The 23,718-nt window shown below is 38.5% G+C and carries 21 protein-coding genes; 11 read left to right on the top strand and 10 right to left on the bottom strand.

All coding sequences use genetic code 11. From position 1 onward, the window contains the following. Positions 1 to 29: 29 nt before the first annotated feature. The gene (surE, locus tag ACTJJG_RS06880; protein ID WP_032055287.1) at positions 30 to 800 is read right to left on the bottom strand and encodes a 5'/3'-nucleotidase SurE; all 771 of its coding nucleotides are present in this window, start codon (positions 798 to 800) and stop codon (positions 30 to 32) included. A gap of 101 nt (positions 801 to 901) precedes the next feature. On the opposite strand from surE, the gene ACTJJG_RS06875 reads away from it, so the two are divergent. From ACTJJG_RS06875 to ACTJJG_RS06830, 10 genes are all read left to right on the top strand, one after another. Next, positions 902 to 1,273: an MCR_0457 family protein gene (locus ACTJJG_RS06875; protein ID WP_032063056.1), complete on the top strand. Its 372-nt coding sequence runs from the start codon at positions 902 to 904 to the stop codon at positions 1,271 to 1,273. 154 nt (positions 1,274 to 1,427) lie between these two features. Next, entirely contained in the window at positions 1,428 to 1,850 is a 423-nt protein-coding gene (locus ACTJJG_RS06870) for an MCR_0457 family protein (RefSeq protein WP_002118406.1), read from the top strand. A 126-nt stretch (positions 1,851 to 1,976) separates the two neighbouring features. Then, positions 1,977 to 3,125 carry a D-alanyl-D-alanine carboxypeptidase PBP5/6 gene (dacC, locus tag ACTJJG_RS06865; RefSeq protein ID WP_002118558.1) on the top strand — a complete coding sequence of 383 codons (1,149 nt, stop codon included), beginning with the start codon at positions 1,977 to 1,979 and terminating at the stop codon, positions 3,123 to 3,125. A 90-nt stretch (positions 3,126 to 3,215) separates the two neighbouring features. Then, positions 3,216 to 3,758 (top strand): gamma carbonic anhydrase family protein, encoded by a 543-nt coding sequence (locus ACTJJG_RS06860; protein WP_032035857.1) that lies wholly within the window; start codon positions 3,216 to 3,218, stop codon positions 3,756 to 3,758. Between the two features lie 71 nt (positions 3,759 to 3,829). After that, on the top strand, positions 3,830 to 4,588 hold the full coding sequence (locus ACTJJG_RS06855) for a DUF4262 domain-containing protein (protein WP_032063057.1): 759 nt from the start codon (positions 3,830 to 3,832) through the stop codon (positions 4,586 to 4,588). A 99-nt stretch (positions 4,589 to 4,687) separates the two neighbouring features. Continuing rightward, the gene (locus tag ACTJJG_RS06850) at positions 4,688 to 5,176 is read left to right on the top strand and encodes an NUDIX hydrolase (protein ID WP_032063058.1); all 489 of its coding nucleotides are present in this window, start codon (positions 4,688 to 4,690) and stop codon (positions 5,174 to 5,176) included. Between the two features lie 4 nt (positions 5,177 to 5,180). Beyond that, the gene (gene mnmA / locus ACTJJG_RS06845; protein WP_032035860.1) at positions 5,181 to 6,314 is read left to right on the top strand and encodes a tRNA 2-thiouridine(34) synthase MnmA; all 1,134 of its coding nucleotides are present in this window, start codon (positions 5,181 to 5,183) and stop codon (positions 6,312 to 6,314) included. A gap of 13 nt (positions 6,315 to 6,327) precedes the next feature. Next, positions 6,328 to 7,059 carry a high frequency lysogenization protein HflD gene (gene hflD, locus ACTJJG_RS06840; RefSeq protein WP_002118587.1) on the top strand — a complete coding sequence of 244 codons (732 nt, stop codon included), beginning with the start codon at positions 6,328 to 6,330 and terminating at the stop codon, positions 7,057 to 7,059. Between the two features lie 55 nt (positions 7,060 to 7,114). Next, positions 7,115 to 8,503 carry an adenylosuccinate lyase gene (purB, locus tag ACTJJG_RS06835; protein ID WP_032063059.1) on the top strand — a complete coding sequence of 463 codons (1,389 nt, stop codon included), beginning with the start codon at positions 7,115 to 7,117 and terminating at the stop codon, positions 8,501 to 8,503. A 79-nt stretch (positions 8,504 to 8,582) separates the two neighbouring features. Further along, the gene (locus tag ACTJJG_RS06830) at positions 8,583 to 9,221 is read left to right on the top strand and encodes a DUF2238 domain-containing protein (RefSeq protein WP_017387269.1); all 639 of its coding nucleotides are present in this window, start codon (positions 8,583 to 8,585) and stop codon (positions 9,219 to 9,221) included. Between the two features lie 39 nt (positions 9,222 to 9,260). Here the strand turns inward: ACTJJG_RS06830 and blp2 are convergent, their stop codons facing one another. The 8 genes from blp2 to ACTJJG_RS06790 form a co-directional block, all read right to left on the bottom strand. After that, positions 9,261 to 11,447, bottom strand: a complete 2,187-nt coding sequence (gene blp2 / locus ACTJJG_RS06825; protein WP_372552531.1) for an Ig-like repeat protein Blp2 — start codon at positions 11,445 to 11,447, stop codon at positions 9,261 to 9,263. Between the two features lie 253 nt (positions 11,448 to 11,700). After that, positions 11,701 to 12,663, bottom strand: coding sequence for a protease SohB (gene sohB / locus ACTJJG_RS06820; RefSeq protein WP_002118820.1), 963 nt, complete (start codon positions 12,661 to 12,663; stop codon positions 11,701 to 11,703). 148 nt (positions 12,664 to 12,811) lie between these two features. Further along, positions 12,812 to 13,714 (bottom strand): phosphate ABC transporter ATP-binding protein PstB, encoded by a 903-nt coding sequence (pstB, locus tag ACTJJG_RS06815; RefSeq protein WP_005067963.1) that lies wholly within the window; start codon positions 13,712 to 13,714, stop codon positions 12,812 to 12,814. 13 nt (positions 13,715 to 13,727) lie between these two features. Continuing rightward, positions 13,728 to 15,125, bottom strand: a complete 1,398-nt coding sequence (pstA, locus tag ACTJJG_RS06810; protein WP_005073268.1) for a phosphate ABC transporter permease PstA — start codon at positions 15,123 to 15,125, stop codon at positions 13,728 to 13,730. Next, the gene (gene pstC, locus ACTJJG_RS06805) at positions 15,122 to 16,501 is read right to left on the bottom strand and encodes a phosphate ABC transporter permease subunit PstC (protein WP_002119004.1); all 1,380 of its coding nucleotides are present in this window, start codon (positions 16,499 to 16,501) and stop codon (positions 15,122 to 15,124) included. Before pstC ends, pstA begins: the two co-directional genes overlap by 4 nt. A gap of 99 nt (positions 16,502 to 16,600) precedes the next feature. Continuing rightward, on the bottom strand, positions 16,601 to 17,632 hold the full coding sequence (locus tag ACTJJG_RS06800) for a substrate-binding domain-containing protein (protein ID WP_005073265.1): 1,032 nt from the start codon (positions 17,630 to 17,632) through the stop codon (positions 16,601 to 16,603). A gap of 477 nt (positions 17,633 to 18,109) precedes the next feature. Next, positions 18,110 to 19,489 carry an amino acid permease gene (locus ACTJJG_RS06795; protein WP_005073263.1) on the bottom strand — a complete coding sequence of 460 codons (1,380 nt, stop codon included), beginning with the start codon at positions 19,487 to 19,489 and terminating at the stop codon, positions 18,110 to 18,112. A 140-nt stretch (positions 19,490 to 19,629) separates the two neighbouring features. Beyond that, a complete protein-coding gene (locus tag ACTJJG_RS06790) occupies positions 19,630 to 21,351 on the bottom strand; it encodes an alpha-keto acid decarboxylase family protein (protein ID WP_032055272.1) in 1,722 nt (573 codons plus the stop codon). 134 nt (positions 21,352 to 21,485) lie between these two features. Between ACTJJG_RS06790 and ACTJJG_RS06785 the strand changes: the two genes are divergently transcribed. Beyond that, on the top strand, positions 21,486 to 21,971 hold the full coding sequence (locus ACTJJG_RS06785; RefSeq protein ID WP_004700117.1) for an Lrp/AsnC family transcriptional regulator: 486 nt from the start codon (positions 21,486 to 21,488) through the stop codon (positions 21,969 to 21,971). A gap of 74 nt (positions 21,972 to 22,045) precedes the next feature. Here ACTJJG_RS06785 and ACTJJG_RS06780 read toward each other — a convergent pair whose 3' ends face one another. Beyond that, positions 22,046 to 23,476: an aldehyde dehydrogenase family protein gene (locus tag ACTJJG_RS06780; RefSeq protein WP_032055269.1), complete on the bottom strand. Its 1,431-nt coding sequence runs from the start codon at positions 23,474 to 23,476 to the stop codon at positions 22,046 to 22,048. Between the last annotated feature and the right edge of the window lie 242 nt (positions 23,477 to 23,718).

The raw sequence follows: 23,718 nt of genomic DNA, 5'->3' as shown, positions 1-23,718 counted from the left end.
ATTCACAAAGTTATAACATTCGAGGCAAATTATTGACTCAAACTGATCTGTAAATCTTCTAAAACAGCGTAATTTGTTGCATCCATTTGAATAGGGGTAACACTTACATAACCGTTTGCAACGGCAAAGAAATCAGATTGAATCTGGCTAGAAACACGTTGCGGATCTGTAACCGCCTCACCTGCTAGTCCAATCCAGTAAACTTGACGGCCTCGTGGATCGACATGACTGGTAATAGGCTTAGATTGAGCACGGCGACCTTGATATGTAATCTGCGCCCCTTTTAACTGCGGTACGTCAGGAATATTGATATTAAAGATATGTCGCGGAGGCAAAGCTGGTAATCCGCTTGCAATAAAATCATGTACCCACTGAGCAGCCTGAGCATAATCTTCTTTATTGTTATAGGCACGCACATCAGGACCTGCTAAAGACACAGCGATTGCAGGTTGTTTCATTAAACGACCTTCAAATGCGGCCCCTACCGTTCCCGAATATAAAACATCATCACCTAAGTTCGCGCCACTATTGATTCCGCTCACGACCAAGTCAAACTCAAAATCAAACAATCCATTCATGGATAAATAAACACAATCTGCTGGTGTACCATTCACTGCCCAAACATCTTCGGCAATTTGAATGGGGCGTAATGGTCGATCCAATGTTAATGCACTTGAGAAACCACTTCTTTCACTTTCTGGCGCAACCACAACCACGCGTCCAAGTGGTCTTAATGCTTCAGCTAAAGCCTGTATACCTGGCGCAAAAACACCGTCATCATTCGCAATTAAAATATTCACTAAAATCTTTCTCTACAAATAAACCTAAAGGTTTTCACAATTGAATTATTTGTTGAATTATATATATTTATGCCTCCATAGCATTATAAAATTGTGAAAAAATGAAAACTTTCGCTCCTTTTTTTCAGGTATTGGGGATCAGTATCACATTGTGTACGCAAGCGGTTTTTGCAGATGAGGATATCTCAACACAAGAGGCTGATAGCTTAATTAAAGATGACATTGCCGCAACGCAAGTTTTGCAGGAAATCTGCCCAGCTTTTGTCGGAACAAATAAAAAACTTGAGTCAAATGCTCAAAAGATTATTGCAATGTATTTAAGTGGTTATTCAAATAAATCAATGACCTTAGCGACTCTACAAAACGATGCTGAATTTAAAACTTTATTAAAAGAAGCACGTCTTGCAGCAAAACAAATGGACCATCATGAACAACATGAGCTCTGTGAAGAGATCGTTAATTATAAAGAATAGATCTTACTCTTTTGTGATATAGAGACTTATTCATTTTGGGTTTTCTGTTTGCCATTAAGCAGAAAACCAACATAACAATACATTTTTTCCATTTTTTTAAACTCTAAATTGGTTAAGCTAACGGCATATTTAGAAATTTTATTTTGGGTTATCGATGTTTATGAAGAAAAGCTTAGTTCAATCGCTCTCTTTGGTTTTACTTATGAGCATGGCAACAGCTGGTTTTGCTGCTGATAAGAAGAAAACAACTGAAAAGAAAACCGAAAATGAAAACGTTGTTGAAGTGACTCCACAACAAGGCACGACTCCTGAAGAATTAGCTGCAATTCAAGTGCTTTCTGAAATTTGTCCAAGTTTGATTGGTAAAAAAGACGCTGATTTTGCTCAAGGCTATGAACGTTTAGTTAAAGACTACCTACCAAATGAAACTGATGCTGTTTCTGCATTAGAAAAACGTAGTAAAGACAAAGCTTTCAAGAAATACTTAAAAGAAGCACGTAGCGATGCGAAAGCTGCTGGTGATGAACAAAACACATTAGTTTGCCAAGACGTGAAAGCATATCAATCGCAAAACTAAATTAGTAAAAAACTCTTGAGTTACAATACTGTTTGAAAAAGCCGACTTCTCCCGTAGAAGTCGGCTTTGCTTTATCCTAAAATGCTAGGCTCTTCTGCTTCATACAAGATATTGGAATTACCTAGAATGACTCGAAAAAGCGCTATTGCTGCACTACTCCTCTTACCAAGTTTTTCTTATGCAGCAACTGTCTTATCAGCTCCGCCAGAATTAAATAATAAGTCTTATGTATTAATGGATTATGAGACAGGCCAAATTCTCGCTTCTAAAAATGAAAACGAAAAGCTTGCACCTGCGTCTATGACAAAAATGATGACCAGTTACATCATTGAACAAAAATTATTAAAAGGTGAACTGACTGAAAATGAGCAGGTCCGTATGAACGAGTCTGCATGGTGTAAAGGAAGTAGCTCTGAATCATGTATGTATGTTCCTTTAAACGGTACAGCGACAGTTCTAGAAATGCTCCGCGGTATTATTATCCAATCAGGTAATGATGCATCAAAAGCAATGGCTGAACATATTGCAGGAAATGAAGGCACGTTTGCTCATATGATGAATCAGGAAGCAAAACGTATCGGCATGGTAAACACCCAGTTTATTAACTCGACTGGTATGCCAGCTGAAGGCCACTATTCAACTGCAAAAGATATGGCTGTGTTAGCACAACATATTATTAAAGACAGCTCAAAATACTACCCAATTTACTCTGAAAAAGAATTTACTTTTAATGGTATTAAACAAGGTAACCGTAATGCCTTGCTTTACACCGACCCAAGTGTAGATGGTTTAAAAACAGGTCATACAGATGAAGCTGGTTACTGCTTAACTACTTCAAGTAAACGCGGTCCAATGCGTTTAATTTCAGTGATTTTTGGTACTCCAAGCATGTCTGAACGTGCAGACCAAACGCGTACATTACTGGCTTGGGGCTTTGCAAACTTTGAAACTGCAAATGTTCAACCAGCCAATCAGGTTCTTGCAAAAGCAAAAGTTTGGTTTGGTAAAGAAGATGAAGTTCAAGTTGGTTTAGCTGAAAACTTTAGTGTGACTATGCCTAAAGGTAAAGCTGATGGCATTAAAACTCAGTTAGTGGTTCAACCTAACTTAAATGCACCACTTCAAAAAGGTCAAGTTGTCGGTAAGCTTGTTGCTAGCCTAGACGGCAAAGTAATTGCTGAAAAGCCGTTAGTTGCATTAAAGCCAGTTGAAGAAGCAGGTTTCTTTGCTCGTTTAATCGACCATATCAAGCAATTCTTCAGCAACTTATTCTAATTTTTGAATAGTTGAATTAAGCACTCATGCTATTTAGCCTGAGTGCTTTTTTATTTTATAATTCGACTAAATTTTATTTTGATACTTCTTATGGCAAAGAACATTCGTCCTTATCTTGAACACCACCCTCAAGTAGATAAAACATGTTATATCGATGAAATGGCTGTTGTGGTTGGTGACGTTAGCTTATCTGAAAATGTTTCTGTCTGGCCTTTTGCAGTCATCCGTGGTGACGTAAATAGTATTCAAATTGGCAAAAACAGTAACGTACAAGACCATTGTATGTTACATGTAAGCCATAAAAATGATGCCAAACCGAATGGCTCACCTCTGATTATTGGTGAAGATGTAACGGTTGGACACCATGTGACTTTACATGGCTGTACCATTGGCAACCGTGTTTTAGTCGGAATCAACACCGTTATTCTAGATGACGTGATTATTGAAGATGATGTGATGATTGGTGCAGGAAGTTTAGTTCCGCCTCGCAAAGTCTTAAAAAGCGGTTATCTCTATGTAGGAAGCCCCGTACAACAAGTGCGACCATTGACTGAAAAAGAACTGGCGTTTCTTCCTTATTCAGCAAGACATTATGTAAAAGTGCAAAATAATCATAAAAATAGTGAAGTCTAACTTTGCTATTTTTAGTTTAATTGATACATATATTGCACTTACAAAAATAAGAAACCTTTGAGAAATAAATAATGAGCTTAGATAATACCCATAATTGCCCTACTGAACATGAGCTAATAAACCAAATCAAAATCAATATTGAAAAATATGGATTACAAGTTATGGGAATTAGTGCAACGAACTATTTACCTTCTTTCAGTTACAGTGTGGGTTTATATGAGAGTTATCAGCATCCTGAAATTATTTGTTTTGGATTACCTACGGATCTAGCTCATCTCATTATTAATGATGTAGCAAACCTAATTAAAAATGGCGAAAAAATTACCTCCTATCAAGATTATGATGATCAGTTTTTTAAAGAAAGTCGTGCTCAGTTTTTACCTGTAGACTTCAGGAATATTGATGATTATTTTGGTGGGGCGTTAAATTATTACCAACATAATAAATTCTCAGCTTTACAATTAGTCTGGACTGATCGCAATGACAAATTTCCTTGGGAAGATGGATATCAAGAAGAGTTTATTTATGATCAGCCTTTACTAGATCGAAATGCTGATTTTAAATTTAGAGAGGCCAAAAATTTAGGGGTTTTCACCACTCGACAGTGTCTGGAGTTCAATCAACCTATTTTAAGAGTTGTACATGATCATGATGGAGATTGGCAATTTTTGACAGGTAATCAAGAACCTGAAGATATTCGTCTTGTCGCCTTAGAACAAATGATATTAAGAGATTCGAGCTTAAATGAAGTTTTTGATCTTGACTACGGCCAAACTGCTGAGAGAGTCTCCATTAATAATTCATGGCAAAGAACAAATCTTGATGAGTAAAAAGATTTATAAAATAATACTCTAATCTATAAAAATCTTATCGTAGCCAAAAACACCTAAATTTCGTATTATACGTCTTTTAAATCATGGTGCTTTTTTATGGCCGCATGGACTCCTCATGTCACTGTTGCTACAGTCGTAGAAAAAGACGGACGCTATCTTTTTGTAGAAGAGCATAGCGAAGGTTTTGTGCACACAGTATTTAACCAACCTGCCGGTCATGTAGAATGTGGTGAGTCATTAACAGAAGCTGCCATTCGAGAAACACTTGAAGAAACAGGCCATCATGTTGAAATTGATGCCTTGCTTGGTATTTATACTTATACCCCGCCAATGTTTCCCGATCGCACTTATTACCGTTTCTGTTTTCTAGCACATGTAACTCAGGTTGAAAGTGATCCTCAACTCGACACAGGTATTATCGCTGCTGTGTGGATGACACCCGATGAACTTAAAGAATCTGCCCGTGCTCGCAGTCCTCTTGTGCTAAAAGCAGTTGAAGATGCTATGAAAGGCCACCATTATCCTTTATCGCTTATTTATGAGCACCCCTTCTCTCCCTCATTAACTTCTCATTTGGATGCCTAGTCCTATGCAACAACGTGTCATCGTCGGTATGTCTGGTGGTGTAGACTCTTCTGTTTCTGCAGCACTTTTACTTCAACAGGGTTATCAAGTTGAAGGTCTTTTCATGAAGAACTGGGAGGAAGACGACGGCACGGAATACTGTACGGCAATGGAAGACTTAGCTGATGCCCAAGCAGTAGCTGATAAAATCGGTATTAAGCTGCATACAGCAAACTTTGCGATGGAATATTGGGATCGAGTGTTTGAACTTTTCCTAGCTGAATATGCTGCTGGTCGTACGCCAAATCCAGATATTTTATGTAATAAAGAAATTAAATTCCGTGCATTTTTAGATCATGCCATGACTTTAGGTGCAGACTTCATCGCAACGGGTCATTACGCACGCCGTGGTGAAACCGCATATAACTCTAAAGGCGAAGCATACGCACCATTATTACGTGGTGTAGATAACAATAAAGACCAAACCTATTTCTTACATGCCGTTCATGGTAGAGAAATTAATAAAACATTATTTCCAGTCGGCGAAATCGAAAAACCTGAAGTTCGCAGAATTGCTGAAGAACTTGATCTTGCTACAGCCAAGAAAAAGGACTCAACAGGAATCTGTTTTATTGGGGAACGTCGTTTTAATGACTTCCTTAAACAATATTTACCCGCTCAGCCTGGGAAAATTGTACTTGATACAGGTAAAGAAGTTGGTGAACATCACGGTCTGATGTACTATACGCTCGGTCAACGTGGTGGAATTGGTCTAGGTGGTTTGAAAGGTGCAGCTGAAGGTGCATGGTTCGTACTACATAAAGATCTTGCCAATAATCGCCTCGTTGTTGGTCAGGGACATGAACACCCACTCATGCAAAGTACTCAACTGTGGAGTGAGTCAATTGACTGGGTAGCTGGTGAACAAAATATTCCAGTTGAGGGATTACGCTGTACAGCTAAAACGCGTTATCGCCAACCTGATCAGGGATGTACAATTTTTATTGATGAAAACACTGAACACGGTGTTCGCGTTGAGTTCGATGAACCTCAGCGTGCTGTTACACCGGGTCAAAGCGTTGTATTTTATTCAGATGAAGTTTGCTTAGGCGGGGGTGTCATTCACCATACAAATGCCCCTACACCAAATTTTATTTAAGGGAATGAATGGCATGGTGGAGTTACCATTTCAACAATCACAAGCCTTGAATGTTCGCCAAAACCGTGCCCTTGCCTTGGCTGGGGTATTTCAGGCCACTCAGCTCACCCATATGACAGCCATGACGGGTCAGCAAAGTATTGGTGAAAGTGGTAACTTCTATTTTGAACTATTAATCAAAGCAAGTTTAAATATTCGCCCTACAGCCAACAATGGTGTTCAAACCTTAGATTTTTTTAATCAGTTGGCAGATATCTCTTTAGGGCTTAAAACACTCGAAAATTGTATTACTCAACCTTTTTCAAACATGCCTAAGTCTCGCCTTCCAAAAATGGGCACGGCCAAACTGCCAATGTCCTACGCGATGTCGCTCTTACAGCTAGAAAAAAAGGTTTATAGTAACCCTGAATATGTCGCAATCATTGAAAAAGCTCAGCAGAAAATTTTAAAACAGCTTTCTTTTTTTGATAATAACTACTTACACCCGAGCATTTTAGCTAATTTGGCGCAAACTTATGTTGATACGGCTGGCCAGATTAACCCACGCATTTTAGTTCGTGGTAATGCAGAAGCATTTAAAGATACCAACCATACTAACCGCATCCGTGCTTGTCTGTTTACTGGCTTACAAATGGCCCATTTATGGCGACAACTCGGCGGTAGTTCATGGAACATGATTTTTAGCAAACGTAAATTGCTACAGGATATTCAAGCACTTGCTCGTTTACAGTACCAAGTCGTTTAAGACTATAAACGAGATTTTTTTAGTTTTATGTTTATTCCAACATTAAGGAATCGTTATGAACGCTTTAACCGCACTATCACCATTAGATGGACGTTATGCCAGCAAATGTGATGCGCTACGCCCTTTTCTTTCTGAGTTTGGTTTAATCCATGCTCGTGTCACTGTAGAAGTGCGTTGGTTACAAGCACTTTCTAACCGTCCAGAAATTGTTGAAGTTGCACCTTTTTCAAACGAAACAAATGCAGCTTTAGATGCAATTGTTAGCAACTTCTCTGAAGAAGATGCAAATCGTATTAAAGAGATTGAACGTACGACTAACCATGACGTTAAAGCAGTTGAGTATTTCTTAAAAGAGAAAATTGCCGGTATCGCAGAATTACAAAATGCGGGTGAATTCATTCACTTTGCATGTACTTCTGAAGACATCAACAACTTGTCTCACGCGCTTATGCTTAAAAATGGTCGTGAAGTTTTAGTATCAAGCATGAAGCAAATCCTGAATGCGATCTCTGCTTTGGCAACGACTCACGCTGAACAACCAATGTTGTCTCGTACACACGGTCAAACTGCTAGCCCAACAACTTTGGGTAAAGAAATGGCGAACGTGGCATACCGTTTAGCTCGTCAAATCAAACAATTTGAAAACGTTGAGTTACTTGGCAAAATCAATGGTGCTGTAGGTAACTACAATGCTCACCTTTCTGCTTATCCAGATGTTGATTGGGCTGCTCACGCACAAGCTTTTGTTGAATCTTTAGGTTTAGCATTCAACCCTTATACAACTCAAATCGAACCACATGACTACATGGCAGAGTTGTTTGATGCGTTACGTCGTTTCAATACGATTTTAATCGACTTTAACCGTGACGTATGGGGTTACATCTCTTTAGGTTATTTCAAACAAAAATTGAAAGAAGGCGAAGTTGGTTCATCAACAATGCCACACAAAGTTAACCCAATTGACTTTGAAAACTCTGAAGGTAACTTAGGTATTGCAAATGCAGTATTGGCTCACTTAGGTGAAAAATTACCAATTTCACGCTGGCAGCGTGATTTAACTGACTCAACTGTATTACGTAATATGGGTGTTGGTTTTGCACAAAGCTTAATTGCTTTCGATGCGTGCTTAAAAGGTGTTGGTAAACTTGAGTTAAATGCAAACCGTTTAAATGAAGATTTAGACCAAGCTCAAGAAGTTTTAGCTGAACCAATTCAAACTGTAATGCGTCGCTACAATATTGAAAAACCATACGAAAAATTAAAAGCATTAACTCGTGGTCAAGCAATGACGCGTGACATGATGGTTAATTTCGTAAATGGTGAAGAGCTTTCTCAAGTACCAAGCGAAGAACGTGCGCGCTTAGCTGAACTTACGCCTGCAACTTACACAGGTAATGCAGCTGAACAAGCGAAACAAATTAACGATTTAATTAGCAAAATCTAATTAAAAAGTTTACAAAAAGCGGAGCTTAGGCTTCGCTTTTTTATTACACTCATATAAATCACAATAAAGACTTCATAAAATGATCGAAAAACAATTCAAACTTAAACACTATATTGCTCTTGGCTTGCTTTTGATTGCGATTGTCATTTCAGCTATTCAGCCTCTTGAATTTGAAGCCTATTTACTTCATCAAGCGGGCACAGTGTTTATGTTGATTTTGCTCTTTGTTATTTTTAAGAAGATTGGACTCGATTTTTTAAGTTTTACTTTCTATCTGCTGTTTTTGCTCATCCATATTGTTGGCGCACATTACCTTTATTCATACGTTCCATACAATGATTGGATACAACAGGTATTCAATTTTAATTTAGATCAATACATGGGTTGGTCCCGTAATATGTATGATCGTTTGGTTCATCTTGCCTATGGTATTTTTCTCTACCCTCTTACTTATCGCGTGTTTCAAGTGTGGTTACCATCAGTAAAGCCATTCAGTCTTTTTTTATTAGTAGTTCAATTTGTAATGGCATCAAGTGTTTTATATGAACTTATTGAATGGGCAATTGCTATTGGATTATCTCCCGAAGAAGCCGAAAATTATAATGGGCAACAAGGCGATATGTGGGATGCCCATAAAGATATGCTGTTAGCGACTATTGGGGCAATTTTCTATGGACTTCTTGCACTGATGCTTCCATCTAAAACAAATAACTCATAAATAAAAAAGCGCTCAATGGGCGCTTTTTTTAAGATCACTTTAGACAACAGGATAAGTTTGTTCTAAAAGGCTTTGTAAAACTGAAGAAGTTGTATCAGGTAAAACATGCTCAAGATTGGCAGTGATATTACTAGCGTTCGTAGTTATATCACTCTGATCATTTACCTGAGTAGGCTTTAATGCCGCTGAAGACAAAAGAGTTTCAATTGGGTCTGGTTCACTAGACGTAGAGCTTTTTAACAAATCATCTATTGGCACAGATTTCTGCTGCTGGCTATCCGTTTCATTTGTTGTGCTTTGTACTAACTTTAATGTATTTAACCCAGCACTATCAGCAACAGATACAGTTTCTGTATGAGCAGTATCAACAGCTACCTCACTTAAACTTGTAACCTTTGGAGCGACCACATAAAACGTAAATGGTGAACTCACTTCACTTGTAAGGCCTGCTGCATCTGTTTGAGTTAAAGTAATCGTATGTTTACCAATTGCTAAGTCTTTATCGAGTGTAAAGCTCCATGATCGACTACTACTTACATTTACAATCCCAATAGCAACACCATTATCATAAATGGTTAAAGTTGCATTTGCCTCACCTGAGCCTGTCAGCTTTGGTCTTGCATCGTCAGTTTCTGAACCAGCAGTAATCGCACCTTTTAGAGCACCAACATCATCATCCACACTGTTTAAAACAGGTTTTGCAGGTGGTGTTGTGTCCTTAGTACCAATAATATCAAGAACCTCAGATTTATTTCCTGCACTATCAATAGCCGCAACTGAAGCATGTTTGTTATCAGTTAAAGCAGGCGAAATCGTAATTGTAAATTTTCCATTTGCATCTGCCGTTCCCGTACCAATGACCTTACCTGTCGTATCTTTAATTTCAACTTTTGCATTTGCTTCGGTTGTACCTGTTACGGTTGTTCCATCAGCATTAATTTGAGCAACAGGTTTATCAGGTGCAATAGAGTCATAACTTGGAGAAACTTCTAAAGGTTTAGAGGTATTACCTGCTGCATCTTCAACAACAACTGTTGCCTTTTGTGACTCTTTTAATGCTGGAGAAAGCGTAATTTGAAATTCGCCTTGAGCGTTTGCGGTACCCGTACCAATTACTTTACCATCAGCATCTTTTATCTGAACTTTTGCATTAGGCTCAGTTTGTCCTTCAACCGTGGTACCTTCTTTATTGACTTCAACTAAAGGAACATCTGGAGCGAAAGTATCCTTTCCGGCAATAATTTTAGTTGGTTCAGATTTATTACCCGCTGCATCTTCAGCTATAACTTTTCCACCCGCGTCACTCGTCAATGGAGGAGTAAGTTTTAAAGAAAAAATACCATCTTTATTCGCAGTTACAGTGCCTAGTACATTACCACTAGCATCATAAACAGTGATTTTTGCATTTGCTTCAGTTTTACCAGTTACCAATGAGCCATCATCACTCAGCTGAGTTTGGGGAGCATCTGGAGCAATTGTATCTTTGGTACCTGTAATCGAAGCAGCAGTGGACTCACTGCCACCTTCACTTTGAGCTGAAACATTTAATTTATTTCCATCTGTCAAAGGTTTATCGAGCTTAATCGTAAAATTACCACTTGCATCTGCGTTACCTGAAGCAATTACATTTCCACTTAAATCTTTAATATAAATTTTTGCATTAGCTTCGGCTTTACCAGTGACCGTAACAGCATCATCTGCAAGTTTTACTTCTGTTGGTTTCGCAGTGGTTGGAACATTAACAGGCGAGTCATCTTTGTCATCATTATCAAAAGCCCAAAGATATAAACCTTCAGCGGCTAAAACCGCTAAACCTGCTTTTAGCACGTTACCCATCGAAAAAGTTGGGGAATCATCAACCGCCATTGTTGAAGCTGGTTGGCTCGTGCTGGTATAGGCTAAATCTGTGACATGGTTTAAACCTGTATAGTGGATCACCTTACCCTGAGCGTCAAATTGTGCTTCAACAAATTTTCCATGTTCAGTCGGAAGAACAAGTGAATGTTCTGTTGTATTCGTTGCTCCATTAAAGAAATTTTCTAAAACAATAGTCTCTCCATTTTTTAAATGGACGACTAGATTTCCACCTTGTTTTTCCACCGATGCTATATCTTTTTGACTTACGCCAATTTGAATAATAGAAGGTTTACTTAACACGACCTTATTGAGCTGACCATCTTGCAGAACGTCCAAACCCTCTTTGGATGCTACAATTATTCTTGTCATTATTTCCTGTCCTAAATTTCAGTTATATTTTTAAATGTCTAACTTTTTAAATATTTCATTTAAAAGCTATTTTATTGCTGTTTAAAATATCAAAACCATGTGTTTATCACAATTCAAAAATTATATTTATCAACATTTATTTTTTACTTTCCATTAAAAATCTAAGCACATTTAATAAGACAATTTTGAATATTAACTTTATAAAAAAACCAGCATTTAAGCTGGTCTTTTATAACATTTGAATTAGATAAACTTATAGTTTTGGATCACGTACCTGCACAAGCGTCGTATTCGCCTTTGCTAGGCTTTCCATGACTTTACTCATTACAGTAGGAATCAAACTATCGGCCATTTGCGCTGCTTGTAAACCCAGCTTTTCACCTAAGGTCGCTTTCTTACGTGTATTAATGACATAAACATCATGTTGTGGCAATAAAGCTAATAAATACTCATCAGATGTTTGTAATTTATCAACAAGGTTCAGATCTAGGGCATCTTCACCATACCAATGCTCACCTGTCGCCACCTTATCAACATTAAGCTGTGGGCGATATTTTTCAACAAAGTGCTTAAATAAAACATGAGTTTGTTGCAGTTCTTCTTCGAACTTCGCTTTACCTTCAGGCGTATTTTCACCAAACATGGTGACTGTACGCTTATACTGCCCTGCTGTGTAAAGCTCAAAATCCACATTGTGTTCTTTTAAAAGACGATTAAAGTTTGGAACTTGAGCAACCACGCCAATTGAACCCACAATAGCAAACGGTGCTGCAATAATTTCATTTGCAATACATGCCATCATATAGCCACCACTTGCAGCGACTTTATCAACACAAATTGTTAAATGAAAACCTGCATCGCGTAAACGCACCAACTGAGCTGCTGCTAGACCATAACCATGCACCATACCACCTGGGCTTTCAAGACGAACTACAATACGATCACGTCCTGCTTTAGCAGTTGCTAAAATCAGGGTAATTTCTTCACGTAAGTTTTCAACTGCCGAAGCTTGAATATCACCTTTGAAATCTAAAACAAAAATTTTCTGATTATTTTTACGGCGAATTTTAGCTTCTTTAGCAAGTTGTTGAGCTAATTGTAAAAGTTCTAAACGGCTTGCCGTAGTTTGTGCAATTTTTTTTCTCTGTTCATTTACACGTGCATTTAAATGACTAACACGTATTTCCGCAGGGAGTTTAGGCAAATGGAATAACATAAAATTCTAAGCTCATAAGTTTATCTTTATAGCCTTAAGATGTGGTCCTTTTGATTAAAATTCAATAGCGATTTTGCAAAATAGATTCATTTTCATTTATAAAATAAAAAAAAGAGCACGTGGCTCTTTTTCTTTTATTGTTTATTAATCAACCGAAGCGACCAGTAATATACGCTTCCGTTAACTGATGGTCAGGTTGAGTAAAGACTTTTTCAGTTGAGTTGACTTCAATTAAATCACCTAAATGGAAATAAGCAGTACGATCAGAAACACGTGCCGCTTGTTGCATTGAGTGAGTCACAATCACAATTGTGTATTGATTCGACAATTCAGAAATAAGTTCTTCTACTTTTGCTGTTGCAATTGGATCGAGTGCCGAACACGGCTCATCCATTAAAATCACTTCAGGACTAACAGCAATGGTACGTGCAATACATAAACGTTGTTGCTGACCACCTGATAAACCTGTACCTGGCTGATTCAAACGGTCTTTAACCTCATCCCACAAACCAGCTTTACGTAAGCTATTTTCAACAATTTCTTCTAGGTCATATTTATCACGCGCTAAACCGTGAAGTTTAGGGCCATAAGCCACGTTGTCAAAAATAGATTTAGGGAATGGGTTTGGCTTTTGGAACACCATACCAACCTGAGCACGCAATAATACAACGTCTAGATTTGGGTCATAAATATTGTGGTTATCAAGGGTAATTTTACCTGTTACGCGGCAACCATCAATCGTATCGTTCATACGGTTTAACGTACGAAGAAACGTTGATTTACCACAGCCTGAAGGACCAATAAATGCGATCACTTCATTTTGGTAAATATCTAGGTCAATACCTTTGATAGCTTCAAAATCACCATAATAAACATGGGCATCTTGTGCACTAATTTTGATTTCGTTTGAGTTCTGCTTTTTTGAAGTATGTGGTTCAAAATGCGAAACATACGAAGTGCCATGATTCAGCGATTTATCTGTAAATTGAGATTGTTCAGTATTCACTAACTTATCCTTTTCTAAGGAATTCGTAATATCAATAGTATTCATGATTTATCCTCTATTACCAACGCACTTCGAACTTTTTACGTAACCAAATTGCAAGACTGTTTAAACCAATCATTAATGCAAGCAGTACGATAATCGCAGCAGCAGTACGGCCTTCGAAGAAGTTACGCAACTCATTACCCTGCCATAAGTAGACCTGTACAGGTAAAGCAGTTGCTTGATCAAATGGAGTTGCTGGAATACTTGCAACGAATGCACTCATTCCAATTAAAAGTAAAGGTGCGGTTTCACCAAGCGCATGTGCAACACCAATAATTGCACCTGTCATAATGCCCGGTAATGCCAACGGTAAAACGTGATGGAAAATCGTTTGGAACTTAGAAGCTCCCAAACCAAGTGCCGCTTGTCGAATAGAAGGTGGCACTGCTTTTAATGAAGCGCGCGTGGTAATGATGACTGTTGGTAGTGTCATTAAGCTTAAAACCAAACCACCCACCAGCGGAGCTGATAAAGGCAAATGCATCCAACCAATGAAAATTGCAGCACCAAGTAAACCAAATACGATAGAAGGAACAGCAGCAAGGTTATTAATATTTACTTCAATAATGTCGGTCAGAACATTTTTTGGAGCAAACTCTTCAAGATAGATTGCGCTGGCAACACCAATTGGGATCGCAATGATGATCACAATCAGCATCATGAATAATGAACCCATGAATGCACCTGCAAGACCACTAATTGCTGGAGAACTACGAGAGTCAGGATTCTTAAATAAGTTCAAGTTAAATGTACTTTCAAGAACACCTTTCGCCTTTAATTCATCTGCGAGCTTACGCACTTCTGGATCGAGTTGTTGCTGATCATCTGGTAATGAACGATCAATATTACCTTTTAACCAAACATCGACATTCGCATCACCTAAGAAGGTAATATTTTCTTTTTTACCAATAAGTGATGGATCTGCAAAAACCATATCACGTAGACGATAAGCTTCCGAGCTTGCATATAAGCTACTCAAGTAGTCACGTTGTGATGCAAGTGCAGGATCTTTAGCAATCATTCCATTTACAATGATGCCATCCCAATCGACCATACCCATTTTAGTTTGCCAATCGACATAACGTTCTTGGTAATGCGCAGGTGTTTCACCTTGAGTACGTACAGGTACTGGTCCTGCATCAATCACTTTAGGGTCAAAGTAAATTGGAACATTCATACTGGTTTGCCAAAAAGCAGGTAAACCTTTTGCCAAGATACTACCGAACAAGAGAGCAACGAATGCAAGACCAATAATGACTGCCGAGAAACCCGCAAAACGGAAAGCTTTTTCTTTGCGATGACGTTTAGCCAAAGATTTTTCAATAACCTGTTTACGTCGTTCACGTGTTTCGGCAGCAGTTTTCGGATCAAATACGTTCTGATCCATAGGAGACGATGTATTTGATGTACTCATTCGTATTGCTCACGGTATTTACGCACAATGTACAGTGCTACAATATTTAATCCCAAGGTAATAACAAATAGTGTTAAACCTAGCGCGAATGCAACCAATGCTTGTGGACTTGAGAAGTCTGTATCTCCAGTCAACTGTTTTACAATAGTTACTGTCACTGTCGAAACAGCTTCAAATGGATTTGCGTGTAAAAGTGGGCTGTTCCCTGCTGCTAAAACCACAATCATGGTTTCCCCAACAGCGCGAGAGACTGCCAATAAGAAAGCGCCTGTAATACCCGGTAAAGCTGCTGGTAATACGACTTGACGAATTGTTTCAGACTTAGTCGCACCAAGTCCTAAAGAACCGTCACGTAGTGCACGCGGGACTTGAGTAATAATGTCATCTGACAAAGATGATACAAACGGGATAATCATAATTCCCATTACAAAGCCAGCAGTTAAAGCACTCGTCGCATTAATCTCTAAACCAACATATGCACCCGCTGCTTTAAAGAATGGTCCAATAATCATCATGGCAAATACACCATAAACAATTGTTGGAATACCCGCTAAGACTTCAATTGTCGGTTTTGCCCATGAGCGGAACCATGGTGAAGCATATTCAGCTAAATAAATTGCGATCATTAATCCAACTGGTACAGCAACGAGTAGAGCGATACCACTGACCATGAGCGTCCCCCATAGCAATGGTAATAAACCATAACTGCCTTCAGCATTACCAGAAGTACTAAAGCCCGGATTCCATTCTGTACCAAAGAAAAAGTCCATTGGACTGACAAAACGGAAGAAGTGCATTGCTTCGCCAAACATCGACATTACGATACCGATGGTTGTCAAAATCGCAACACCAGAACATAAAATCAAACCAACATTAATGGCACGTTCAACTTGGTTACGAGCACGATATTGTTGGCTGATTTTTTTCTTTGCCCAAACCAACCCCAATAAAGCAGCACAAATTACAACAGCAAATTTGGCAAAAGAGCCAATGGTTTGAAATTTTGCAAACTGTTGAGCAGCAGCTAATTCGTAGGCTGCCGGTTTATCGCTCACCCCAAAACCTGAAGCAATTGATTGAACACGATCAACCAATACACTTCTACCCGCTTCATCAAGAGAAGCACTTACAGACGCCGGAATATTATTAAAAATAATATGATTTAAAATACTTGGTTCAACCAAGTTCCAAATGATCAAAATTAAAAAAGCAGGGATACCGCACCAAAGACCAACCAGTGCGCCATAATAACCAGGACGAGAATGTAACGTCGCCGAGTTGCTTCCCTTACCTGCTATGTTACGGCTCTTTCTCAGCCCAAGTTGATATGCGATGGCCACAAGGGCTAACAGCACACCGATAAGTAGCAGATTCATGTACTCTCCACTGTTTTCTCAATTGTCATAATTTGGAAAAACAAGTTAGACAAAAAGGCTGATGAACTCTTAAGATCACCAGCCTTCATTCAAACTAACTTATTTAACAGTTTTACCTGCTTTAAAGTCAGCCAAAACTTTTGCACGTTCAGCATCAGACATCGCGATTAAACCATCACGTTCAGCTTTAGAACCTTTACCAGTTGCTTTCTTGCTTACGAAATATTCTACATATTGCGGTAAGCCTTTAACTGATTTTAAGTGTTCGCCTTTCACGTAGAAGTACAATGGGCGAGATACAGGGTATGTACCATTCAATACTGTCTTCTCAGATGGAACAACGTTGTTTACTGTTGCTACACGTAACTTGTCACGGTTCATGTCATAGAAACTTAAACCAAACACGCCTACTGCACTTGGAGAAGTCTTTAAGCGCGCTAATGTTTCTGTATAGTCACCAGCGATTTCAATTACACGGCCATCTTTACGGAAAGTAGAACATGCTTTCTTCTGAGCATCTTTATCTAAGCTCTTGAAGTATTCATATGCTTCACAACCAGCTTCAACCATTTTCTCTTGGAAAACTTCACGAGTACCGTGGTTAGATGCAGGGATTACAAGAGTAATCGGTTCATTTGGAAGTGTTTTATCAATTTGATTCCAGTTTGTATATGGGTTTGGAACCAATTTACCTTTTGAAGGTAACTGTGCAGCTAAAGCAGCAAACACGTGGTAAGGTTTTAATTTATAAGCTGCTTTGTTTGAGTTAGACGCGAATACAATACCGTCGTAACCGATTTTGATTTCTTGAATTTGTTTTACACCAGCTTTGTTACAAGCTTCGATTTCAGTGCTTTTAATTTTACGAGAAGAGTTAGCAACGTCGATCGTGTTATCGCCAACACCTTGACAGAATTGTTTCAAACCAGCAGAAGAACCGCCAGAACCAACTACAGGAGTTTTAAATTGAGGGAAAGTATTACCAAACTCTTCAGCTACAACGCTGGCAAACGGTAATACAGTTGAAGAACCAGCAATTTGAATCGTATCACGAGCTGCATTTGCAGTCGTTGTTACAGCTGCCCCAGTTACTGCTAACGCAATTGCGATTTGACGTGGATTTAAGCGCATTCTGTTCTCTCTCATTAATGCAATAGGTTGTACGTCACTTTTTGTTGAGTGCTTGTACGCTCTTCGATAGCTGCATTGTGAATAGAAAATATGACAATTAAGTTACAGTATGATGACGCTTTAATGATTTCGATATTGTTAACTGTCACATTAATATTTTTTATGTACTATCAATTAGTTATTTTAAATACAGAGATTATTTAACCCTCTCTATCAATCTATATTATGACATTAACTAAAAATATTAAATTTTTATTTTTTATAAAATATAAAAACAAAAGGTATTATAAATATATTAAAAAACGGTAATTTACTGATTTATTAATTTTATTATTTAAATATTTTCTGTCATTAAAATTATTATTAAAAATTTCTAGAAAAAAACAATTTCTTTGTAACATGAAAATAATATGACAAAAGATAAAGGGTTACCGACCCTAAGGCTGATAACCGCAATATCATTGTCAATTTAAAGGATCAATTCGATTGTACTTCTGGCAGAACAACCATTTTTTTACGATATTTTAAGAAGTACATCACAGCTAAAACAACAAGCCAGATTGGCCCTAAAATAACTGCCAATCTCATATCTGGAGTCATCGCCATAATAATAAGAATAAAGCATACAAAGCTAATGGTTAAATAATTACTCCAAGGACTCATAATGCTTTGGAACTTAGTTTGGCGTCTTTGCAATTTCATTGCTTTGGTAAATTTCAAATGCGTCACTGAAATCATGAGCCAGTTAATGACAAGTGCAGCCACCACAAGCATCATGAAGAGCTGAAAAGCTTGACCAGGAATCAGATAATTCACGACCACACATATTGCTGTAATAGATGCAGAAACAACTGCTGCTGGAACTGGAATACCGCGACTGTTTACTTTTTTCAAAATTGCAGGAGCATTACCCTGCTCTGCCAAACCATGCAACATACGGCTATTACAATAGATACAGCTGTTATAAACTGAAATAGCAGCAATCAAGACCACAAAGTTCAGAACGTTCGCAACACCGTTACTATTGAGTGACTGGAAAATCATAACAAATGGACTGCCGCCTTCTGCCACCATGTTCCATGGATAAAGACATAAAAGAATACCGATTGCACCGATATAAAAAATTAAAATACGGTACACAATCTGATTTACTGCTTTAGGAATAGTGGTTTCCGGTTTCTTCGTTTCAGCTGCAGCAATACCAATTAATTCCAAGCCACCAAATGCAAACATAATGACAGCTAAAGCCATGACAAAACCGTGAATCCCGTGCGGGAAGAAACCACCGTGTTGCCATAAATTTGCAACACCCGCTTGCGGACCTGCTGAGCCTGAAAGTAAAAGATAAGCACCGAAACCAATCATACTTAAAATGGCAACAATTTTAATGCAGGAAAATAAGAACTCGGATTCCCCAAAAAAGCGGACATTTACCAAGTTAATGCCGTTAATTAAAATAAAGAAAAATAAAGCAGTCAGCCATGTCGGAATTTCAGGCCACCAAAACTGTATAAACGTCCCAATCGCACTCAATTCAGCCATGCTGACGAGTACATATAATACCCAATAGTTCCAGCCAGACATAAAACCCGCCATTTTGCCCCAATATTTGTTCGCAAAATAACTAAAAGAACCACTGACCGGCTCTTCAACAACCATTTCACCTAAATGGCGCATAATTAAAAAGGCAATAATTCCTGCAATTGCATATCCTAATAAAATTGAAGGACCAGCCAATTTAATTGTTTGTGAAAGACCTAAGAATAATCCTGTACCAATCGCCCCTCCGAGTGCGATGAGTTGAATATGCCGATTGGATAAGCCTTGTTTTAACTCGTGCTTATTGTTTGCATCCATAACATTATCTCCAATGTTGGTGTCACTTCCTGTACACCTTTATTCAGCACCATATCCGAAGGCCAGAACCCGGCCTTCGGAAATAAGTAGCTTTAATATGAGTCCATTTAATTTTTGAGAAGACTTGTCCTGTCTTCTATTTAAAAAGAGATTGCATCCTTACATTTAATCGGTTGGGAACGCTCCTTTAAAATTTCGTAACCGCGATCACCGTAGTCAAAACGAGCAATCACAGAAGCAAATTTTTTCAAACTTACCGGCGCATCCATTGCTGGTAGTTTTAATTCAATGAAAGTTAACTGATCATTTTGCTGAACATTTTCTAAAACGCTCTTGAGCTGGCCAGCGGTTTCAACCACATAAGTTGTATGGCCTTTTTTACCGTTAAATACCGCAGGAATTTCAGTGTATTTCCAGTTTTGCACGTCGTTATAGGCCGCGTTTTCACCCATAATTAAGCGCTCAATGGTATAGCCGCCATTGTTCAGCAAGAAAATGATTGGTTTTAAACCATGACGGATAATTGTAGAAAGCTCTTGTACCGTAAGCTGGAAAGAACCATCGCCAATAAATAAAATTTGACGGCGTTCAGGAGCTGCCAGCAAGCTACCAAGTAAAGCTGGCAAGGTATAACCAATAGAACCCCAAAGCGGCTGAGCAATATATTTAGCTGTAGCAGGAAGTTTGATACCTGACAAAGCAGAGTTTGATGTTCCTACCTCACCAATAATCACATCATCTTCTTTTAAGAACCCTGAAATGTAATTCCAAAGCACATCTTGGCTTAGCTTTTGTTGAGCTGGAGCTTCAATTACTTTCTGAGGTTGTTTTTCAAGAAGAGGGGTTGTTGATTTACGTGGCGCAACTTTTTTATTTAGCTCGACAAGTAATTGTCCAATTTCAATACCTGGAAAATCCTGACCAAAAATATTTAGGCCATAAGATTTAATTTCGATGTAGTTTTTGGTCTCAATTTGATGAGTAAATACAGCTGAGCCTACATCGGTAAAGCGTGCACCAACACCAATTAAACAGTCGGATTGTTCAATGATATTTTTCACATGAGGCTGGCTTGCCCCACCCACATAAGTTCCAATGTAACGAGGTGAACCTTCATCCATAATATTTTTTGCAGTATTCATGCCTGCAAATGGAATTGAGCATTTTTGAGATAAATCATTTAAAAGTGAAGTTACACCAAAAACTGAAGCTTCATTATCTATTAAAAGCGCTGGACTTTGAGCATTCTCAATAATGTCACAGAGTTTGCTTACCACACTCTGCAATAATTCAGGTTCAACAGCTGGGTAGCTTAAGTCAAGCGGACGTTCAGATACTTCAATCTTAACGTGAGTAATATCGCCTGGTAGTTGAATGTGCACAGGACGGCGTTCCAGGAAACACTGACGTAATACACGGTCAATTTCAAAAGCTGCATTTGCAGGAGTTAAACGTGTTTGGGCAACTGTGAACTCTTTCATACAGTTCATAATATTGTCGTAGTTACCATCGACAAGCGTATGATGTATTAGTGTGCCCTTTTGAACCGCATGTAACGGTGGAATTCCTGAGATATGAATAAGAGGTACATTTTCTGCATAGGCACCTGCAATACCATTAATCGCACTTAAGTCACCTACACCATAAGTGGTTGCCAAGGCAGAAAAACCGTTAATTCGTGCATAACCATCAGCTGCATAGGCAGCATTTAATTCATTACAATTTCCAATAAATTCGAGTTGTGGGTCTGCTTCAACTTGTTCTAGATATGAGAGGTTAAAATCACCAGGTACACCAAAAAGATGTTGGATACCCATTTGTTTTAAACGAAGATTTAAAAAGTCACCGATTTCTATGAACATTGCTCTATATCCTTTGAGACCAATTTTTATTCCATAGAAAAATAATATTTCATCTATCTTTTATATTTTGTGCATAATGGAAACGCATTTTAATAAAAATACATGATTTGTGTATCATAAAAGGATTTTATGCAATGGATAAGTTCGACTGGCAAATCATTCAGGCACTACAAAAGAATGGGCGGCTCACTAATCAAGAAATAGGAGATTTAATTGGTTTATCTGCTTCGCAATGTTCACGACGACGTCAATTACTCGAGCAAAAAGGCATAATTCTAGGCTACACTGCACGCATCCAGCAGCAGGCGCTAGGACTGGAAGTTACAGCAATGATTCATATTAATTTAAGGACACACGAGGCAAAATCACAGCAGGCTTTTCAAGAGCTCATTGAAGCTGAAGACAACATTCAGGATGCATTCTCAATTAGTGGTGATGCAGATTTTATTTTAAAAGTCGTTGCTGAAAACTTAGAACAGCTTTCTCAATTTGTGACCGAAAGATTGCTTTCTTATAATTTTATTGGCCATATAAAGTCTTACATTGTTCTTAAAAAAATTAAAGAACAGAATCATTTTTTAATCAAACCTAAAAGTATGAGCTATCATCACTCCCAATAAGTAAACTAAGCATTTCACTCTTAAATAAAGTGAAAATAAAAAGGCGGATAATAGATCCGCCTTAAAGTTAATATTTAGACTTTACTAATATGGACTGTTTGCCCAATTGTATTTTCAAGCAAACCTTCCAAGCCAAATTCAGCACCTAGGCCAGACATTTTCCAGCCGCCAAAAGGCGCATGAGGAAGAACTTCTGCATGGGTATTAATCCAAACAGTACCACATTGAAGCTGACTAGCGTAAGTCTGTGCTGCTTTAATATCTGACGACCAGATTGAACCACCCAAACCAAACTCACTGTCATTGGCACGAGCAATTGCATCGTTGATATCGGTATATTTTAAAACAGGTAATACAGGGCCAAACTGTTCTTCTTGCACCACGCGGCAAGAATCAGAAACTTCAGTCAATATAGTTGGTGCAATAAAGTAGCCCTGCTCTGGTAGCTGCTGTTGCCCAGAAAGTGCTTTTGCTCCTTGAGAAATGGCATCGGCAATAAGTGCTTTCACTTTGTTATATTGCATTTTGTTTTGTACTGGACCAAATGTTGTAGAAGATGCCATACCATCACCCACAACTTGAGCGTTGGCAATATCAGCTAACTTTTGAGATAAAGCTTCATACTGGCTTTCATGAACGTATAAGCGCTTTAAGGCTGCACATGTTTGACCGGCATTCAAGAACGCCATATTAAAAATCTTAGGTGCAATTTCATCGATATTTGCATCTGGTAATACAATACCAGCATCATTACCACCCAACTCTAAAGTTAAGTGTTTTAGCTGCTGAGCTGCACCGGCCATAATGTGCTGGCCTGTTCGAGTTGAACCCGTAAATACAACTTTTTGTACATCTGGATGAGAAGATAATGCTTCGCCAATCTCACCAGCACCAACCACAATCGAAATTACACCAGCAGGAACTTCTTGCTGAATGATTTCACATAAACGCAAAGTTGATAGTGGTGTGTATTCAGAAGGTTTGCTAATGACCACGTTACCCGCACGCAATGCAGGCATGATGTGCCAAACTGCAATCATCAGTGGCCAGTTCCATGGTGTAATTGAAGCCACTACACCTAATGGTTGGCGATGGCGCTCAATACGCTTGGTTTCACTGTCTTCAATTACTTCTACAGGTAAATCCATCGCAGCCGCATAGCGAGTCCAGCCAATTGCGCCCTGCACTTCCATTTGAGCAAGTGCGAGTGGCTTACCTTGTTCAAGCACAACCAACTCTGCGAGCATTTCAGCGTGCTTTTCAATGCTATCGGCAATCTTGTTCAAGATTAACTTACGCTCTTCGTGTGAAACTTGTTGCCAAGCTTTAGATGCTTGTTTAGCAGCACTCACTGCCTGATTTACTTGCGCAACCGATGCTTTTGCACAACGTGCAGCAGTTAAGCCAGTAGCAGGGTTAAGAATTTCTAGTTCACCTTGTTCACCTGAACAAAGTTGACCGCCAATAATGAGTTTAAATTCATTGAGCATATTCGCTTGTTGCATTTCTTCTTCCTTGTCTTAATTGTAATTACAGCCACTTACTTTTTTCAGTTAAAGCGGGATTATTTAAAGTAAGTACGATATTGATATATCAATGTGACCAAAAATATTGGGGACATACCAATACAATAAGAAATTTGCTCCCCATAAATCATGCATAATTATTTTTGTTTTTTGAAAATATGCATGATTTGTGCATGTATTCTTTTCTTCATACACAATCCAAATAAAAACAATCTGCCATA

Source organism: Acinetobacter sp. 22512 (genome assembly GCF_052044755.1).
Taxonomy (GTDB): domain Bacteria; phylum Pseudomonadota; class Gammaproteobacteria; order Pseudomonadales; family Moraxellaceae; genus Acinetobacter; species Acinetobacter pittii.
This window is presented reverse-complemented; position numbering and strand designations above follow the sequence as displayed.